This window comes from Candidatus Alistipes pullistercoris (assembly GCF_027665465.1).
Taxonomy (GTDB): Bacteria; Bacteroidota; Bacteroidia; order Bacteroidales; family Rikenellaceae; genus Alistipes_A; species Alistipes_A hominis.
The window spans coordinates 701,140-717,419 of record NZ_JAQDED010000001.1; the positions used below are offsets into that span (position 1 = coordinate 701,140).

At 55.0% G+C, this 16,280-nt stretch carries 13 protein-coding genes; 9 read left to right on the forward strand and 4 right to left on the reverse strand.

Annotated elements, in window-relative coordinates; genetic code table 11:
* From PGR91_RS03035 to purH, 4 genes are read right to left on the reverse strand one after another with little or no spacing between them, the layout of a single operon-like run.
* A complete protein-coding gene (locus tag PGR91_RS03035; protein ID WP_055203060.1) occupies positions 1 to 516 on the reverse strand; it encodes a hypothetical protein in 516 nt (171 codons plus the stop codon).
* A gap of 34 nt (positions 517 to 550) precedes the next feature.
* Positions 551 to 1,414, reverse strand: coding sequence for a rod shape-determining protein MreC (gene mreC / locus PGR91_RS03040; RefSeq protein WP_101573561.1), 864 nt, complete (start codon positions 1,412 to 1,414; stop codon positions 551 to 553).
* Positions 1,415 to 1,441: 27 nt separating this feature from the next.
* Entirely contained in the window at positions 1,442 to 2,461 is a 1,020-nt protein-coding gene (locus PGR91_RS03045; protein WP_055203064.1) for a rod shape-determining protein, read from the reverse strand.
* A gap of 31 nt (positions 2,462 to 2,492) precedes the next feature.
* Entirely contained in the window at positions 2,493 to 4,013 is a 1,521-nt protein-coding gene (gene purH, locus PGR91_RS03050; protein WP_055203582.1) for a bifunctional phosphoribosylaminoimidazolecarboxamide formyltransferase/IMP cyclohydrolase, read from the reverse strand.
* A gap of 277 nt (positions 4,014 to 4,290) precedes the next feature.
* On the opposite strand from purH, the gene PGR91_RS03055 reads away from it, so the two are divergent.
* The 9 genes from PGR91_RS03055 to PGR91_RS03095 all read left to right on the forward strand — a co-directional run bounded on the left by PGR91_RS03055 (position 4,291) and on the right by PGR91_RS03095 (position 15,924).
* Positions 4,291 to 5,298, forward strand: coding sequence for an NAD(P)H-dependent glycerol-3-phosphate dehydrogenase (locus PGR91_RS03055; protein WP_055203583.1), 1,008 nt, complete (start codon positions 4,291 to 4,293; stop codon positions 5,296 to 5,298).
* 32 nt (positions 5,299 to 5,330) lie between these two features.
* Positions 5,331 to 6,674 (forward strand): glucose-6-phosphate isomerase, encoded by a 1,344-nt coding sequence (locus PGR91_RS03060; RefSeq protein ID WP_101573560.1) that lies wholly within the window; start codon positions 5,331 to 5,333, stop codon positions 6,672 to 6,674.
* A 218-nt stretch (positions 6,675 to 6,892) separates the two neighbouring features.
* Positions 6,893 to 7,894: a class II fructose-bisphosphate aldolase gene (locus tag PGR91_RS03065; protein ID WP_055203068.1), complete on the forward strand. Its 1,002-nt coding sequence runs from the start codon at positions 6,893 to 6,895 to the stop codon at positions 7,892 to 7,894.
* A 207-nt stretch (positions 7,895 to 8,101) separates the two neighbouring features.
* A complete protein-coding gene (locus tag PGR91_RS03070; protein ID WP_118655625.1) occupies positions 8,102 to 8,872 on the forward strand; it encodes a menaquinone biosynthetic enzyme MqnA/MqnD family protein in 771 nt (256 codons plus the stop codon).
* Between the two features lie 70 nt (positions 8,873 to 8,942).
* Positions 8,943 to 9,893, forward strand: coding sequence for a CorA family divalent cation transporter (locus PGR91_RS03075; protein ID WP_055203071.1), 951 nt, complete (start codon positions 8,943 to 8,945; stop codon positions 9,891 to 9,893).
* A 31-nt stretch (positions 9,894 to 9,924) separates the two neighbouring features.
* Positions 9,925 to 11,364: an NfeD family protein gene (locus tag PGR91_RS03080; protein WP_259336705.1), complete on the forward strand. Its 1,440-nt coding sequence runs from the start codon at positions 9,925 to 9,927 to the stop codon at positions 11,362 to 11,364.
* 174 nt (positions 11,365 to 11,538) lie between these two features.
* On the forward strand, positions 11,539 to 11,811 hold the full coding sequence (rpsO, locus tag PGR91_RS03085) for a 30S ribosomal protein S15 (RefSeq protein ID WP_055203075.1): 273 nt from the start codon (positions 11,539 to 11,541) through the stop codon (positions 11,809 to 11,811).
* A 132-nt stretch (positions 11,812 to 11,943) separates the two neighbouring features.
* Positions 11,944 to 14,073 (forward strand): polyribonucleotide nucleotidyltransferase, encoded by a 2,130-nt coding sequence (pnp, locus tag PGR91_RS03090; RefSeq protein ID WP_101573554.1) that lies wholly within the window; start codon positions 11,944 to 11,946, stop codon positions 14,071 to 14,073.
* A gap of 264 nt (positions 14,074 to 14,337) precedes the next feature.
* Positions 14,338 to 15,924 carry a tetratricopeptide repeat protein gene (locus PGR91_RS03095; RefSeq protein WP_228385731.1) on the forward strand — a complete coding sequence of 529 codons (1,587 nt, stop codon included), beginning with the start codon at positions 14,338 to 14,340 and terminating at the stop codon, positions 15,922 to 15,924.
* Positions 15,925 to 16,280: the final 356 nt, after the last annotated feature.

Genomic DNA, 16,280 nt, shown 5'->3' on the forward strand with positions numbered 1-16,280 from the left:
TTACGGTTTTTGACGGTTGACCGAGAACAGGCGTTGGCAGAAATACACCAGCAGCAGCGTAACCGCCGAACTCAGGAGGATCCGCAGCAGCGTAAGGTAGAAGAAGTGCAGCGACAGCGTTTCGAAAATAAAGAATACCGTGCTGTGCAGCAGCACCATGAAGGAGGCGTATTTGATGAATTTTTTGATCCCGAGCCGGTTGACGTTCGGAATTCCGCCGTCCTTCACCTCGTCTTTGCCGGCCAGCAGGTTCAGCAGCGTCGGGCGGCAGAATGCGACGAACAGCGTGGCGATCGTGTTGATTCCGGCCGTTCCCATGAAAACGTCCATCGTGACGCCCATCAACAGTCCGAGCGTCAGCAACAGCAGCGGCGCGATCTCCATCGGCAGCAGGATGATAAAGGCGACGTAGGCCAGCGGATGAATGTAGACGCTGACCCCGATCCGGCTGAACAGGAAAACCTGCAACAGGGCCATTACCACGAATAGGATCGTATATTCCAGCGTTCTGTACATCGTTTCTTCGTCGTTTGCAGTGTGTTTGGCCGCTCTATTGCACAGCGGCCGAAGTCATCGAAACGTCGTTTTCCAGCGTTTCGCGCTCTTCGGCGTCCAGGTATTTGATCACCACTACGTTGTTCAGTGCGGCGATGTCGGTATGCAGTTTTACCCGGACGTCGTAATAGGTCGCGTTGTTCAGTTCGAAGTCCGCCACCGTGCCGATCATGAGCCCCGGCGGAAACCGTGACGAGTGCGAGGTCGTCACGATCGTGTCGCCGACATGGATCTGCGCGTATTTTGCGATTTCGGTCAGCATGACGTATTCGTAACTCGCGCCGTCCCACGAAACCGATCCGAAATAGTCGGTTCCTTTGATCTTTCCGCTCGTTTTGAAGCCGCGGTTCAGCACCGACATACACACGGCGAAATGATCCGAACAGTTCATTACGTAACCCGCGATGCCCCTGTCGGCCACGACCGCCATATCGGGCTGCAAGCCGTCTTCGACGCCGCGGTTCAGCGTGATGTAGTTCTCCTGCCGGATGATCGAGTTGTTGATGACCCGAGCCGGGAAGTAAGCGAACTGCCGTCGGCCGGCGACAGAATCTTCGGTGAAAAGCAGCGAGTCCGGCGGTACGGCCGGATCGCTGCCGTCGCGCCGCAAACCGTCGAGTTCGTTTTCCAGCAGCGCTACCCGGGCAGTCAGCGCTGCATTCTCCTTTTTCAGGTGCAGGTAGCTGTTCAGTCCCGATATCTGCGAATAGATACCGCCTACAACATAGTTGGAGGCGGTAATCAGCTTCGCTTTCGTGTAGCTGGTGCTGTTTGCGTAATAGTGTATCGCAAACGCTTCGAGAATGATGAAGATCAATACGAAATGGATCTTCTTGATGAACAGGAAAAACTTGATCATTCTCTTGCGGCGGTTCGTGTTAAAGGGTTATCGCATCAAGAACGAAAAACGTCCGATGTTCTTCAGCGCAATGCCCGTGCCCCGCGCTACGGCGCGCAGCGGGTCTTCGGCGATGTGGAACGGGATATTGGTTTTCTCGGACAGCCTCCGGTCGAGCCCTTTGAGCAACGCTCCGCCGCCGGCGAGGTAAATCCCGTTTCGGGCGATGTCGGCATACAATTCGGGCGGAACCATTTCGAGTACCTTCATAATTGCCGCGTCGATTTTGACGAGCGATTTTTCGAGCGCGTAGGCCATTTCGCTGTACGAGACGCTCAGTACCGACGGCAACGACGTCAGGATGTTCGGCCCCGTCACTTCGAAGTCTTCAGGCTCTTCCTCCAATTCCGACAGCGCTGCCCCGACCGCGATCTTGATGTCCTCGGCCGTCCGTTCGCCGATGCGCATGTTGTGCTGCTGACGGATATAGGTCTGTATGTCTTCGGTAAAGACGTCTCCGGCAACGTTGATACTCTCGCTGCAGACGATTCCTCCGAGCGAGATGCAAGCGATTTCGGTCGTACCGCCTCCGATGTCGACTACCATGTTGCCTTCGGGGGCTTCGACGTCGAGTCCGGCGCCGAGCGCGGCGGCCATCGGTTCGTAGATCATATACACTTCGCGGCCGCCGGCGTGTTCGGCCGAATCGCGCACGGCCCGGATCTCCACGTTGGTCGAGCCGGACGGGATGCAGATCACCATTTTCAGCGACGGACTGAACAGCCGTCCGTTGCTCTTGACCATTTTGATCAGACCGCGCAGCATGATCTCCGCGGCGTTGAAATCGGCGATCACGCCGTCTTTCAACGGGCGTACCGTCTTGATATTCTGATGGGTTTTGCCGTGCATCTGGCGCGCTTTTTTGCCGATCGCCATCGCCTTGCCGGTATGCTGGTCGAGCGCCACGATCGACGGCTCGTCCACGACGATTTTCCCGTTGCTGATTATGATCGTGTTGGCCGTGCCGAGGTCGATGGCCAACTCCTGTGTCAATGAAAATAAGCCCATAATCGTTAGGTCTTTATAGTGAGAGGGTTTGTTAGTGCTTGAAATGTCTGAGACCGGTGAACAACATTGCCATGCCGTTCGCGTTGCAGTAGTCGATGCTCTCCTGGTCGCGTACCGAGCCGCCCGGCTGAATCACGGCGTCGATGCCCTCCTTGTGGGCGATTTCGACGCAGTCGCCGAACGGGAAGAACGCATCCGACGCCATCACGGCCCCCGTCAGGTCGAACCCGAAACTTTTGGCTTTCGCGATGGCCTGTTTCAGCGCATCCACGCGCGAGGTTTGGCCGATGCCGCTGGCGATCAGCATACCGGCCTTGGCCAGTACGATCGCGTTGCTCTTGGAATGTTTTACGATCTTGTTCGCGAAGATCAAGTCTTTGAGCTGTTCGGGCGCGGCCTGTTTCTCGGTCGCGTAGCGCGGTTCGCCGTCTACGCCTCCGACTTTCAGGTCGCGATCCTGCACCGCTACGCCGTTCAGCAGCGAACGGAACTGTTTCGGACAGCGCGTCGTATCTTTCAGCCGCAGAATGATGCGGTTTTTCTTGCATTCCAGGACGGCGAGCGCCTCGTCGGTGTACGAGGGCGCCAGGATCACTTCGAAGAAAAGCTTGTTGATCTCTTCGGCGGTCGTCGCATCCACTTCGCGGTTACAGATCAGCACGCCGCCGAAAGCCGAAACCGGGTCGCCGGCCAGCGCGTCTTTCCACGCTTCGGACAGCGTCGGGCGCGTCGCCACGCCGCAGGCGTTGTTGTGTTTCATGATTACGAAGGTCGGTTCGTCGAACTCTTCGATCAGGTTGATCGCCGCGTCGATGTCGAGCATGTTGTTGTACGAGATGTCCTTGCCGTGCAGTTTGTCGAACAGTCGTTCGAGGTCGCCGTAGAAGACGGCCGACTGGTGGGGATTCTCCCCGTAGCGCAGCGGCGTTCCGCCGTTGAAACTCAGCTTGAACGAGCCGATCTGTTCTTGGCGGTTGAAATAGTTGAAGATGGCCGAATCGTAGTGCGAGCTGACGTCGAACGCATAGGCTGCGAAACGACGGCGCTGTTCGAGCGTCGTAGCGCATTGTTGGGCGGTAATGATTTCGTAGAATTCGGCGTATTGGTCGACCGACGGTACGATCACCACGTCCTTGAAGTTTTTCGCTGCGGCGCGGATCAGCGAGATGCCCCCGATGTCGATTTTTTCGATCACGGCCTGCTCTTCGGCCCCCGAAGCGACGGTTTGTTCGAAGGGATAGAGGTCGACGATCACCGCGTCGATTTCCGGGATCTCGTATTGAGCGGTCTGTTCGGCGTCCTGCGGATTGTCGCGGCGGGAGAGGATCCCTCCGAAAACTTTCGGATGGAGCGTTTTCACGCGTCCGCCGAGGATCGACGGATACCCCGTCAGGCTCTCGACCGACACGGCTTTCAGACCGAGTCCCTCGATGAACGAAAGGGTTCCGCCGGTCGAATAGATCGTTACGCCGTCCTCCGCTAATTTTCTGACAATCTGTTCCAGGCCGTCTTTGTAGTAGACCGAAATAAGTGCTCCTTTTATCTTTTTCACCGTCTTGTATGGTTTAGTATTTATCAATCGTACAAAGATACAAAAAAAGAGTTTACAGCTTGAGTTTATACTTCAAAAAATGGATTGTGTCTCTTTTTTTTGTTTCCGGCCGTTTTGCCGGTGCGGCGGACGGTCCGTAAAATGAAGTTTTTGGTCGCCGGGCGGTGGCGTTGCGGTTCCGGGTGCGATTTATGCGGCTGTTTCCGGATAAAACGGCTCCGGAATAGCGAAAATTTTAAATAATTTGTAAATTTGTGGTTTGAAAGCGAATAAAATCATGGCGTACAACATCGATCGGAACGCGCGGTGTGCGGTGGTCGGTCACGGCAGTTGGGCTACGGCTCTGGTCAAGATACTTCTCGAAAACGAACGGAACGTCGGCTGGTACATCCGCAACCGGGATGTCCTGGAGCATGTGCGTAAGCACGGGACCAACCCGCGCTACCTGCGGGACGTCCGTTTCGATCCGGGGAGCCTGCACCTGTCGGACAGTCTCGACGAGGTGGCGCGCGATGCGGAGATCGTCGTGCTGGCAGCTCCGTCCGTTTACCTGAAAACGACGCTCGAACCCCTGACCGAACCGCTCGGCGATAAATTCATCGTCTCTGCGATCAAAGGCATCGTTCCCGACGATCTGATCACGGTGGCCGAGTACGTCAACCGCCGGTACGACGTTCCGTTCGATCAGATCGGGATCGTGTCCGGCCCGTGCCATGCCGAAGAGGTGGCGCTCGAACGGCTCTCCTACCTGACGGTCGTTTGCAAGACGCTCGAAAACTCGCGCATCCTGGGCGATAAAATTCGGACCGATTATATAAACGTCGGTCATTCGACCGACATATACGGCATAGAATATGCTTCCGTGCTGAAAAATATTTATGCGATTGCGGTCGGGATCGCGGTCGGCCTCGGTTACGGGGATAATTTTCTGGCCGTGCTGATTTCGAACGGGGCGATGGAGATGTCGCGTTTCATGTCGCAGACTTATCCCAGCAACCGGAATACGTTCGCATCGGCTTATCTGGGCGACCTGTTGGTTACTTCCTATTCGCAGTTCAGTCGCAACCGTCGGTTCGGACTGATGATCGGCAAGGGCTATTCGGTGCATTCGGCGCAGATGGAGATGAGCATGGTGGCCGAAGGGTATTACGCGGCCGAATGCATTATGAAAATCAACCGGCAGCGCGGCGTGGATATGCCGATTGCGCGGATGGTGTACGACGTTCTCTATGACGGCGCTTCGCCGTCGGTCTCGGTCGGCCGGTTGACCGGACGGCTGCTGTAAAGGCATGTAAAATCCATCAAAACATAATTATCATGAGTATTATTAAAGTTTCTATCGACAAAATCTACGGGATTCTCGAACCCGTGGATCTCGAATTGATAAAAGAACGGGTCGAAGTGTCGAACCGCATGTTGTCCGACGGCAGCGGCGACGGGAACGATTTTCTGGGGTGGGTGGACCTGCCCGAGCAGATTACCCCCGCCCAACTGGACGCCGTTAACGATTGCGCGAAATCGCTGGCTTCGCTGGCCGAAGTGATCGTGGTGATCGGGATCGGGGGCTCTTACCTCGGGGCGAAAGCCGTGCTGGAAGCCATGAGCGATCCGTTCCAACTGCTGCACAAGAAACAGGATAAGCCGATCGTGCTGTTCGCCGGGCAGAATCTCAGCGAGGACTATCTGTATGAGCTGCTGGCCGCTACGAAGCCGTACAAGCTGGCTGCCATCGTGATCTCCAAGTCCGGGACGACGACCGAGCCGGCCGTTGCTTTCCGGATCGTCAAAGAGGAGATCGAGACCCGTTATGGCAAAGCGGAAGCCGCCAAACGGATCGTTGCCGTGACCGATGCCAAACGCGGCGCACTGCGGACGCTGGCCACGCAGGAGGGCTACGCTACGTTCGTGATTCCGGACGACATCGGCGGACGCTATTCGGTGCTGACGCCGGTCGGCTTGCTGCCGCTGGCCGTTGCCGGAATCAACATCGGCGAATTGGTGCGCGGCGCGCAGGATATGGCGAAAATGACGGCTGCCGACGTTCCGTTCGACGAAAATCCGGCCGTTCAGTATGCGGCTGCGCGGAACGCGTTGTACAAAAAGGGGTATAAGATCGAGATACTGGCCAGCTACGATCCGAGGCTCCAGTACGTGTCCGAATGGTGGAAGCAGCTTTACGGGGAGAGCGAAGGGAAAGAAGGCAAAGGTATCTTCCCGGCCAGCGTGACGCTGACCGCCGACCTGCACTCGATGGGACAGTATATCCAACAGGGCGAACGCACGCTGATAGAGACGGTTATCAGCGTCGAAAAGCCGCGGCACAGTCTGAAGATCGATTCCGATCCGGATAACCTGGACGGACTGAACTACCTGGCCGGCAAACGGATCGGCGAAGTGAATCTGATGGCCGAGATGGGGACGATGCTGGCCCACGTGGACGGCGGCGTGCCGAATATCCGGATCGAAATTCCCGAGTTGAACGAGTACTACCTCGGCGCCCTGCTCTACTTCTTCGAAAAATCATGCGGTATCAGCGGTTATACGTTGGGCGTCAATCCGTTCGATCAGCCGGGCGTGGAGGCGTACAAGAAGAATATGTTCGCGCTGCTCGGCAAGCCGGGTTACGAGGACGAGGGCAAATTGCTGCGTGCCCGGTTGTAAGTCCGCTGCGGATTCGGCGAACGGGAATTTTAAATTTTTTTACGAAACTCGTCGGATTGCGCCGGAAAATGATTAAATTTGAAACCCGGATCGGACGGAATCGACCGGGAAAGCGTCCGGATGCGATTGCGCCGGACGGACGGTCGGCGCAACGACGTTGCGAGGCGGCCGCCGTAAACGGAGAATTTCCGAATTTGTTAACCTAAAAATAAGTTGTCATGGTAAATTACAAAGATTTGGGTCTTGTGAACACGAGAGAGATGTTTAAAAAGGCCATCGAGGGCAAATACGCCATCGCTGCATTCAACTTCAACAACATGGAGCAGATGCAGGCCATTATTCAGGCTACCGTCGAAACGAAATCGCCGGTGATCCTGCAGGTGTCGAGCGGTGCCCGTAAGTATGCCAATCAGACCCTGCTTCGTTATATGGCTCAGGGTGCGGTGGAATATGCCAAGGAACTGGGTTGCGCTCATCCGCAGATCGTGCTGCACCTCGACCACGGCGATTCGTTCGAACTCTGCAAGTCGTGCATCGACATGGGTTTCTCGTCGGTGATGATCGACGGTTCGCACCTGCCCTACGAAGAGAATATCGCGCTGACCAAGAAAGTGGTCGACTATGCGCACCAGTTCGACGTGACCGTCGAAGGCGAGCTCGGCGTACTGGCCGGTATCGAGGACGATGTGAAGGCCGAACACCACACCTACACCGAACCCGACCAGGTAGTCGATTTCGTATCGCGTACCGGCGTCGATTCGCTGGCTATCTCGATCGGAACGTCGCACGGCGCCAATAAATTTACGCCGGAGCAGTGCACCCGCGACGCCAACGGCGTTCTGGTTCCGCCCCCGTTGCGTTTCGATATTCTTCAGGAGATCGAAAAGCGCATTCCTGGCTTCCCGATCGTGTTGCACGGATCTTCGTCGGTTCCGCAGGATCTGGTCGCCGTTATCAACAAATACGGCGGCGCGCTGAAAGATGCGATCGGTATTCCCGAAGAACAGCTCCGCAAGGCTGCCGAAAGCGCCGTTTGCAAGATCAACATCGACTCCGACGGCCGTCTGGCGATGACCGCTGCCGTTCGTGAAGTGCTGGCTACCAAGCCGGCCGAGTTTGACCCGCGCAAATACCTGGGCCCGGCCCGCGAAAGCCTGAAAAAATTGTACGAACACAAACTGATTAATGTACTGGGATCGGCCGGCAAAGTTCAATGCTAACCGTCCGTCCGTTTCGACCCCGAGACGCCGTCCATTGCGGACGGCGTCTCTTTTTTTTGTCGCCGCGCCTTGTACATTGCCGTTTTTTGGTTACCTTCGCGTCACGGGAAAGTGGTTTGTCACCGAGAAAGCACTCTGCCAACAGCCTGACCCGCACCCGTTTGAAGGCGGTGCGGATATTGTTCAACGAATTTTGAAGCTGTATGGATGATGATGCGGAACCGAATAGTTGCGGTATCTTACCTCAATACCATACCTTTTATATATGGTATCGAGCATGCGGGAATTGACCTGTATGCCGATCTTTTGCTCTCCCCGCCCCGGGGATGCGCTTCCCTGTTGCGCGACGGCGGCGCGGAAATCGCGCTGATTCCCGTAGCGGCCGTCCCGTCGATTCCCGATATCCGCATCGTTACGCCGTTCTGCATCGGTGCGAGCTGTTCGGTTCGCACGGTGGTGTTGGCGGCTGATTCTCCGCTGGATCGGCTCGATACGATTTATCTCGACAGCCATTCGCTGACTTCGGTGAGATTGGTGCGCATCCTCGCGTCGAAGTTGTGGGGGATCCGTCCCGAATGGAAAGAACTGAAAGATTTCTCTGCACTGAACGCTCCGCAGCCGCGGACGGGGTATTTGATCATCGGCGACAAGGTGTTCGACCATGAGGAAAAGTTCCGGTATCGTTACGATCTGGCCGACGCATGGCGTGAAATGACGGGGCTTCCTTTCGCTTTCGCGGCGTGGGTGGCGCGTTCCGGCGTGGACGACCGGACCGTCGAACGGCTCGCCGAGGCGCTCGATTACGGCGTCCGGCACATTCCCGAAGCGATCGCTTGTTACGGTTACGGCGACAGAAGTTATGCTTACGATTACCTGACGCGGAATATCGATTTTGTTTTTGATGAGCAGAAGCGCCGTGCGACGGCGCTTTACTGGCAGGAGGGCAGGAAGATCGACCCTCCGATCAATCCCGGTTGAACTTCCGGTTGACGCGCCCCCGGAGGGGACGGAAGCGACCCGACTATTCACCCTCTAAAGCTCAAGAACAATGATTACTATTTACCTGAAGCAATATAACAAAATCGTTCGCAACGCGGACGTCAGGCTTTTCGACGATCTCGGTTACGACGATATTTTGTGGATCGACCTGCTTTCTCCGACGATCAAAGAGCAGAAAGCCGTGGAGAACTTTTTGGAGATCAACCTACAGACGCGTCAGCAGGTCGAGGAGATCGAGAGTTCGTCCAAATATTCGGAAACCGAGAATGCGATCATCTGCAATTCGAACTTTTTCATTCCGAATCCCGAGGCGTTCAGTATCGAGCCCGTTTCGTTCATCATTACCGAAGGCGTGTTGGTGTCGGTGCGCACCAGCGAATTCAGGACGTTTACCGAAAGCGCGAAACGGCTGCAGATGAACTACCGGGCCTACTCGACCGGCTACCACCTGCTGATCTCGATCCTCGAGGTGCGGATCGATTTCGATGCCGACTTGGTCGAAGCCCTGGCCAAAAACATCGCCACGCTGAGCAAAAACATGAACCTCAGCGAACATATCGACAAGGAAACCCTCAAGCAGATCAGCCACATGCAGGAGAATACGATGTTGATCCGCGAAAACATCTTCGACCGACAGCGTATCCTGTCGGGCATCCTGCGCAGCGAACGTTTCCCGAACGACATCTATCCGAAGCTGCAACTGATGATCAAGGACGTCAATTCGCTGATCAATCATGCCGATTTCAGTTCCGAACGGCTCGACTACATGCAGGATACCGCGCTCGGTCTGATTAATATCGAACAGAGTAACGTGACCAAGATCTTTACCGTCGCCGCGCTGTTTTTCATGCCTCCGACGATGATCGCCAGCATCTACGGAATGAATTTCGAGAGCATCCAGGAGTTGCGCTGGCAGTACGGCTATGAGTTCGCGCTGGGGTTGATGGTGCTCGTGTCGGCGCTTACGTACCTGTTTTTCCGGTGGAAAAAATGGCTTTAGGAGTGTCCGAAATATGAATTTTACAGTCTTCATGCCTATGAGAACAAACCGGATGAAATATGTCGGGATCGTTTTGGCGCTGTTGCTCGGGACGTTTTCCGGGCGCGCGGCCGATTCTACGGGGCGGAAGTTGGTCTATACCTTCCCGATCCGCGAAGACATCATGCCGTCGGTCGAACGGCTGACCGGGAAATGCCTCGCGCAGGCGGACGAGATGGGAGCCGACCTGGTGGTTATCCAAATGAATACGTACGGCGGAGTCGTCGCGGCGGCCGATTCGATCCGCACGATGCTGCTCAATTCCCGGATTCCGGTATGGGTGTGGATCGACAACCAGGCCGCTTCGGCCGGCGCGTTGATCGCGCTGGCGGCCGATCGCATTTACATTCGTCCGGGCGGCAATATCGGCGCCGCGTCGGTGGTCGATCAGCAGGGGCGGCCGATGCCGGACAAGTACCAGAGTTTCATGCGCGCGACAATGCGGTCGACGGCCGAAGCCCACGGCAAAGTAGTGGAGCGGGTAGACGGAACGGATACCGTTTGGCGCTGGCGGCGCGATCCGGCGATCGCCGAAGCGATGGTCGGGACGACCGCCGGGGACAGTACGACGGTCGGCGTCCTGACGCTGACGGCCGACGAGGCCCTCGCCCGGCATTACAGCGAAGGCAAGGCCGTTTCGGTCGCCGAGGTGCTGTCGAATGCCGGAGTCGTCGATTATACGCTTTATGAATACAATCCGACGACGCTCGACCGCGTGCTCGGCTGGTTGATGAACCCGTTCGCGCAGGGAATTTTCATCATGCTGATCGTCGGCGGGATCTACTTCGAGTTGCAGACCCCCGGAGTGGGTTTCCCGCTGGTTGCCGCCGTGCTCGGAGCCGTGCTTTATTTTTCGCCGCTTTACCTCGAGGGGATGGTGCAGAATTGGGAACCGATCCTTTTTGTCGTCGGGCTGCTGCTGATCGCCGTCGAGATTTTCGTGCTGCCGGGGTTCGGCATTGCGGGGATCGCCGGGATCGTGGCGGTTGTGACGGGGCTTGCGTTCGCCGCGATTGACAACGATGTTTTGCGGCACGTCTTTTCCGGAGAACTGTCCGCCGGGCGGATCGTCCGGCCGTTTCTGGTCGTTATCGTCGGTTCCGTCGCGGCATTCGTCGCCGCGCTTTATTTCGGCCGCCGCTTTTTGACGGGCGATTCGCGGTTGCGCAGCCGGATCGTGCTGACGACCGACCTGACTCCCGAACAGGGTTATGTCGGCCACCGGTTGCCGCAGGACGGCCTGGTCGGCCGCACCGGGACGGTCACCGCCGTTCTGCGTCCGTCCGGAAAGATCGTGCTCGACGGGATTTATTACGATGCGGTCGCCGAAAACGGACTTTTTATCGGACGGGGCGAAAAAGTGCGGGTCGTACGCGTCGGGAACGGGCAACTCTATTGCAAACAGGACTTTTCAGACCCTTCGGAATCCTGAAACGATCTCCCCTCGGTCGCCGAAAACGGATTTTCTGTAAAAAATGCGATCTTTCTTTGATTATTAGTTGGTTGCTTCGTAAAAAAACGTTAGATTTGCAGTCGCTTTGAGAAGACTCTCTTTTGAGGAAGGAGGGTAGCCAAGGCGGAATACAAACCTTTTAAATTCAAAACAATGGGTTATTTAAATGCAGACAAAAAGCAGGAGCTTTTTGCAACCTACGGAAAGTCTAATACCGACACCGGTTCTCCCGAGAGCCAGGTAGCGTTATTTTCTTACCGTATCAACCACCTCACCGAGCACCTCAAAAAAAACAAGAAAGACTTCGGTACGCAGCGCTCGCTGCTGCGTCTGGTCGGAAAACGCCGTCAGCTTCTTGATTATTTGAAAAAGGTTGATATTGAAAGATATAGAGCCGTAGTAAAAGCTCTGGAACTCAGGAAGTAATTTTCCGGGTTACCGACGGAATAGGCTGCCCTCTCGTAGGGCAGCTTTATTCTCATTAAAACGGTTCTTTTTCGGAGAGTGCGGATTGCCCGTTGAATTTAGTTTTTCATAGACACTTAGAAGGATAAAAACATGTATAATGCAACACAAAAGGTGATTTCATTGAGCGGAGGTCGCGAGATAATCATCGAAACCGGAAAATTAGCAAAACAAGCCGACGGTTCGGTTGTTGTCAAACAGGGCAACACCATGTTGCTCGCCACGGTGACGGCAGCCAAAGAGGCTAAGGACGACTGCGATTTTATGCCGCTGTCGGTCGAATACAAGGAAAAATACGCATCCTGCGGTCGTTTCCCCGGCGGGTTCCTGAAACGGGAAGGCCGTGCGTCGGATTACGAAATTCTCGTATCGCGTTTGATCGACCGCGCGCTGCGGCCGCTGTTCCCTTCCGATTTCCATGCGGAAGTATTCGTTACCGTCAACTTGATTTCCGCCGATAAAGATATCATGCCCGATGCGCTGGCCGGGCTGGCCGCGTCGGCTGCGCTGGCCGTTTCGGACGTTCCGTTCGGCGGCCCGATTTCCGAGGTGCGCGTGTCGCGGATCAACGGGGAGTTCGTGATCAATCCGACGTTCTCGCAGAACGCCGACGCCGATCTGGACATCATGGTGGGCGCTACGATCGACAACATCCTGATGGTCGAAGGCGAGATGAAAGAGGTGTCCGAAGCGGTCATGCTCGACGCCATCAAATTCGCTCATGAAGAGATCAAAAAGCACTGTGCCGCGCAGATCGAACTTTCAAAAGAGTTGGGTAAGGACGTGAAACGCACCTACTGCCACGAAAGCAACGACGAGGAATTGCGCCAACAGGTGATCGCCGCCACGTACGACAAAGCTTACGAGATCGCGAAGTCGATGACTGCGAAACACGAGCGTTCGGAGAAATTCGATGCGCTGGAAGCCGAATTCGAAGCGCAATTCAGCGAAGAATTCCTGGCGGAAAAAGGCGCATTGATCAAGCGTTATTTCCACGATGACGTGCTGAAAAAAGCGATGCGCAACATGATTCTCGACGAGGGGATACGTCTGGACGGCCGTAAGACCACCGAGATCCGTCCGATCTGGTGCGAGGTGGATTACCTGCCCGCGGCGCACGGTTCGGCTGTTTTCACGCGCGGCGAAACCCAGTCGCTGACGACTGTAACGCTCGGGACGAAACTCGATGAGAAGCAGATCGACGACGTGCTCGTGAAAGGCACCGAACAGTTCGTGCTGCATTATAACTTCCCGCCGTTCTCGACCGGCGAAGCGCGTCCCGCACGCGGCCTGTCGCGTCGCGAGATCGGCCATGGCAACCTGGCATGGCGCGCGCTGAAGCCGATGGTACCGGTGGGCGAAGAGAATCCGTACGCCGTTCGCGTCGTATCCGATATTCTGGAATCCAACGGTTCGTCCTCGATGGCTACCGTGTGTGCCGGAACGCTGGCGCTGATGGATGCCGGGGTGAAGATCAAGAAACCGGTTTCCGGGATCGCCATGGGGCTGATTACCGACGCCAAAACCGGAAAATACGCCGTGCTGTCCGATATCTTGGGCGATGAAGACCACCTCGGCGACATGGACTTCAAGGTGACCGGTACCAAAGACGGTATTACCGCTACTCAGATGGACATCAAGGTGGACGGTCTTTCGTACGAAGTGCTGGCCAATGCGCTCGAACAGGCCAAACAGGGCCGTATGCACATTCTTGGCAAGATACTTGAAACGATATCCGAACCGCGCGCCGAACTCAAACCGTTCGTTCCGCGGATCGAGCAGATCGTGATCCCGCAGGAATTTATCGGTGCGGTGATCGGCCCGGGAGGCAAAGTGATTCAGGAGATTCAGAAGACGACCGGCACGACGATTACGATCACCGAAAAGGACGAAAAGGGATACGTGGACATTTTCGGCGAAAACAAGGAGGCTCTCGAAGCGGCTATGGCCCGTATCAAAGGGATCGTGGCGATTCCGGAAGTCGGCGAAATTTACCGGGGAAAGATTCGTTCGATCGTCGCTTTCGGCGCATTTGTGGAGATCATGCCGGGCAAAGACGGTCTGCTGCACATCTCCGAAATCGCCAACAAACGTTTCGAAACGATGGAAGAAACCGGCCTGAAGGAGGGCGATATGATCGAAGTCAAACTGATCGGTGTTGATCCTAAAAATGGCAAGCTGAAACTTTCGAAAAAAGCTCTTTTAAAGTCTGATAAACAATAGTTTGATGACTGATATCCTACCCAGGGGAGGTATCGGGTTCAAAAATAAGTCGATTTTTTAATTGTTATTTAAAATATATTCTTATTTTTGCGGATATCAACTATGGCGTTGAGGATTAATAGATTAAAACCAGAGATAAACAATTAATTAATTTTTAAAGCACTGATTATGAAAAGTTTAGTAAAAAGTTTCATGCTCGCTTCTTTAGCAATACTGCTAGCCAGCTGTAATTGCTACAACAAGATGTTGAAAAAAGTGGACAGAGTGAGTGTGTCTGCAACGCCTGCCGTGCTGACCCTGAAGGGTAGCAACGTCGTTACGGACGTACGTGTTGATTTCCCTGCTAAGTACTTCAACAAGAAAGCCGTACTGAAGGTTACTCCGGTTCTGGTATTCGAAGGCGGAGAGTTGGTAGGTACTCCCAAATTCATCCAGGGTGAAAAAGTAAAGGATAACTACACCGTTATTCCTTACAAGACCGGCGGTTCCTATACGCAGGCCGTGTCGTTCCCGTACGACGAACGCGCTAAACTTTCGACCCTCGAACTGCGTATCGAGTCGAAGTGCTCAAAAGGCTGCAAAAAACGCAAGGAATTTACTCCGTTTGCAGCCATCCCGGTTGCCGAAGGCGTAAGCACCATCCAGGCTCTGGCTGACAATGCCGCTTACCTGTCGATCATGCCCGACAACTTCAAGAGAGTGACCACCATTTCTCAGAATGCCGAAATCATGTACCTGATCAACAAATCGAACGTTCGTCCGGGCGAGTTGACCAAGGATCAGGTGAAGATGTTCGAAGCTTTCGTAAAAGAGTACTCGGACAAGGATCGCGCTACGCTGGGTAACGTATATGCAAAAGGTTACGCTTCTCCCGACGGCCCGGTTAAGTTCAACGACGAACTGTCGAAGGCTCGTAGCGAAAGCGGTCAGAAAGCCATCAGCAAAACGCTCGAAAGCGTAAACCCGAAATACGATATCGCCGCTTACGGTGAAGACTGGGAAGGTTTCAAAGAACTGGTTTCTGCTTCGGACATCAAAGACAAAGACCTGATTCTGCAGGTTCTGGCCATGTACGACAATCCGGTGAAACGCGACGAAGAGATCAAGAACATGACTTCCGTATTCGATGTGCTGGCTAAGGAAATCCTGCCGCAGTTGCGTCGTACGAAGCTGATCGCCGATGTGGATATCGAAGGCCGCACCGATGCCGAGATCAAAGAAGCTGCCGCTTCGAACATCGACGTACTGAGCGAAGAAGAGATGCTGTATGCCGCTACGTTGACCGACGATGCCGCTGCCCAGCTGAAAGCTTACCAGGCTGCCGCTACCAAATACAACAGCGTTCGCGGTTACAACAACGCAGGTGTGGTTTATGCGCGTGCCGGTAAAGTTTCTCAGGCTAAAGCCCTGTTCGAAAAGGCTGCAGGTATGAGCAAAGATGCCGCTATCACCAACAACCTGGGCGTCGTAGCCCTGATGAGCGGTGACGCTGCTGCGGCTCAGAAATATTTCGCTGCTCTGAATACGGCCGATTCGAAAGCCAACATGGGTCTGGTTAACCTGGCAGAAGGAAACTATGCCGAGGCTGCCAAAGCGCTGAGCGGTTACAACCTCGCAGTCGCTGAAGTTCTCAACGGCAACCTGTCGAAAGCAAAATCGCTGCTGTCGAACGAAAAATCGGCTGAAGCCGACTACCTGAAAGCAGTTATCGCTATGCGCGAAGGTAACTCTTCTTCCGCTGTTGCCAACCTGAAGAGCGCTATCGCCAAAGATCCCGCTATGAAGGCTCAGGCTACCAAGGACGTCGAGTTCTCGAAACTGTTCGGAACGACCGAGTTCCTCGCTTTGTAAGAGAAACCTACGGATAAAAAACGAAGGCCTCCCCGCTGTCGGGGAGGCCTTCGTTTTTTATCCGTGAATGTCTATGTGAGTATCCGGGAATAAAAGGGACGAAGAAGTTCCGAGAGGGGCGTGCCGATGGATCTGGCGGGGGATGCGGATGGTTTTGCGTATGGTCTCGGTTAAGCGTCGTTTTGGGGCTTGTCGGGGGTATTCCGACGATCCGGTTTCCGTTCCGGCGAGAGCAAACGGGCGGTTTGCGACGACGGTGCGGAGGAGCGTCGTGTGTTTTCGGACGGATCTGTATATGGGCAATGTTTCGGAAAGACGTTTCGAAGAGAAGGCTGCGATTCGCAATCGCAGCCTTC

What these genes read in the sequence shown, in the direction of transcription:
- PGR91_RS03055 (WP_055203583.1), top strand. Translation starts at nt 4,291, where the DNA reads ATGGCGTACAACATCGATCGGAACGCGCGGTGTGCGGTGGTCGGTCAC.
- PGR91_RS03035 (WP_055203060.1), bottom strand. Translation starts at nt 516, where the DNA reads ATGTACAGAACGCTGGAATATACGATCCTATTCGTGGTAATGGCCCTG.
- mreC (WP_101573561.1), bottom strand. Translation starts at nt 1,414, where the DNA reads ATGATCAAGTTTTTCCTGTTCATCAAGAAGATCCATTTCGTATTGATC.
- PGR91_RS03060 (WP_101573560.1), top strand. Translation starts at nt 5,331, where the DNA reads ATGAGTATTATTAAAGTTTCTATCGACAAAATCTACGGGATTCTCGAA.
- rpsO (WP_055203075.1), top strand. Translation starts at nt 11,539, where the DNA reads ATGGGTTATTTAAATGCAGACAAAAAGCAGGAGCTTTTTGCAACCTAC.
- pnp (WP_101573554.1), top strand. Translation starts at nt 11,944, where the DNA reads ATGTATAATGCAACACAAAAGGTGATTTCATTGAGCGGAGGTCGCGAG.
- PGR91_RS03070 (WP_118655625.1), top strand. Translation starts at nt 8,102, where the DNA reads ATGATGATGCGGAACCGAATAGTTGCGGTATCTTACCTCAATACCATA.
- PGR91_RS03075 (WP_055203071.1), top strand. Translation starts at nt 8,943, where the DNA reads ATGATTACTATTTACCTGAAGCAATATAACAAAATCGTTCGCAACGCG.
- PGR91_RS03080 (WP_259336705.1), top strand. Translation starts at nt 9,925, where the DNA reads ATGCCTATGAGAACAAACCGGATGAAATATGTCGGGATCGTTTTGGCG.
- PGR91_RS03065 (WP_055203068.1), top strand. Translation starts at nt 6,893, where the DNA reads ATGGTAAATTACAAAGATTTGGGTCTTGTGAACACGAGAGAGATGTTT.
- PGR91_RS03045 (WP_055203064.1), bottom strand. Translation starts at nt 2,461, where the DNA reads ATGGGCTTATTTTCATTGACACAGGAGTTGGCCATCGACCTCGGCACG.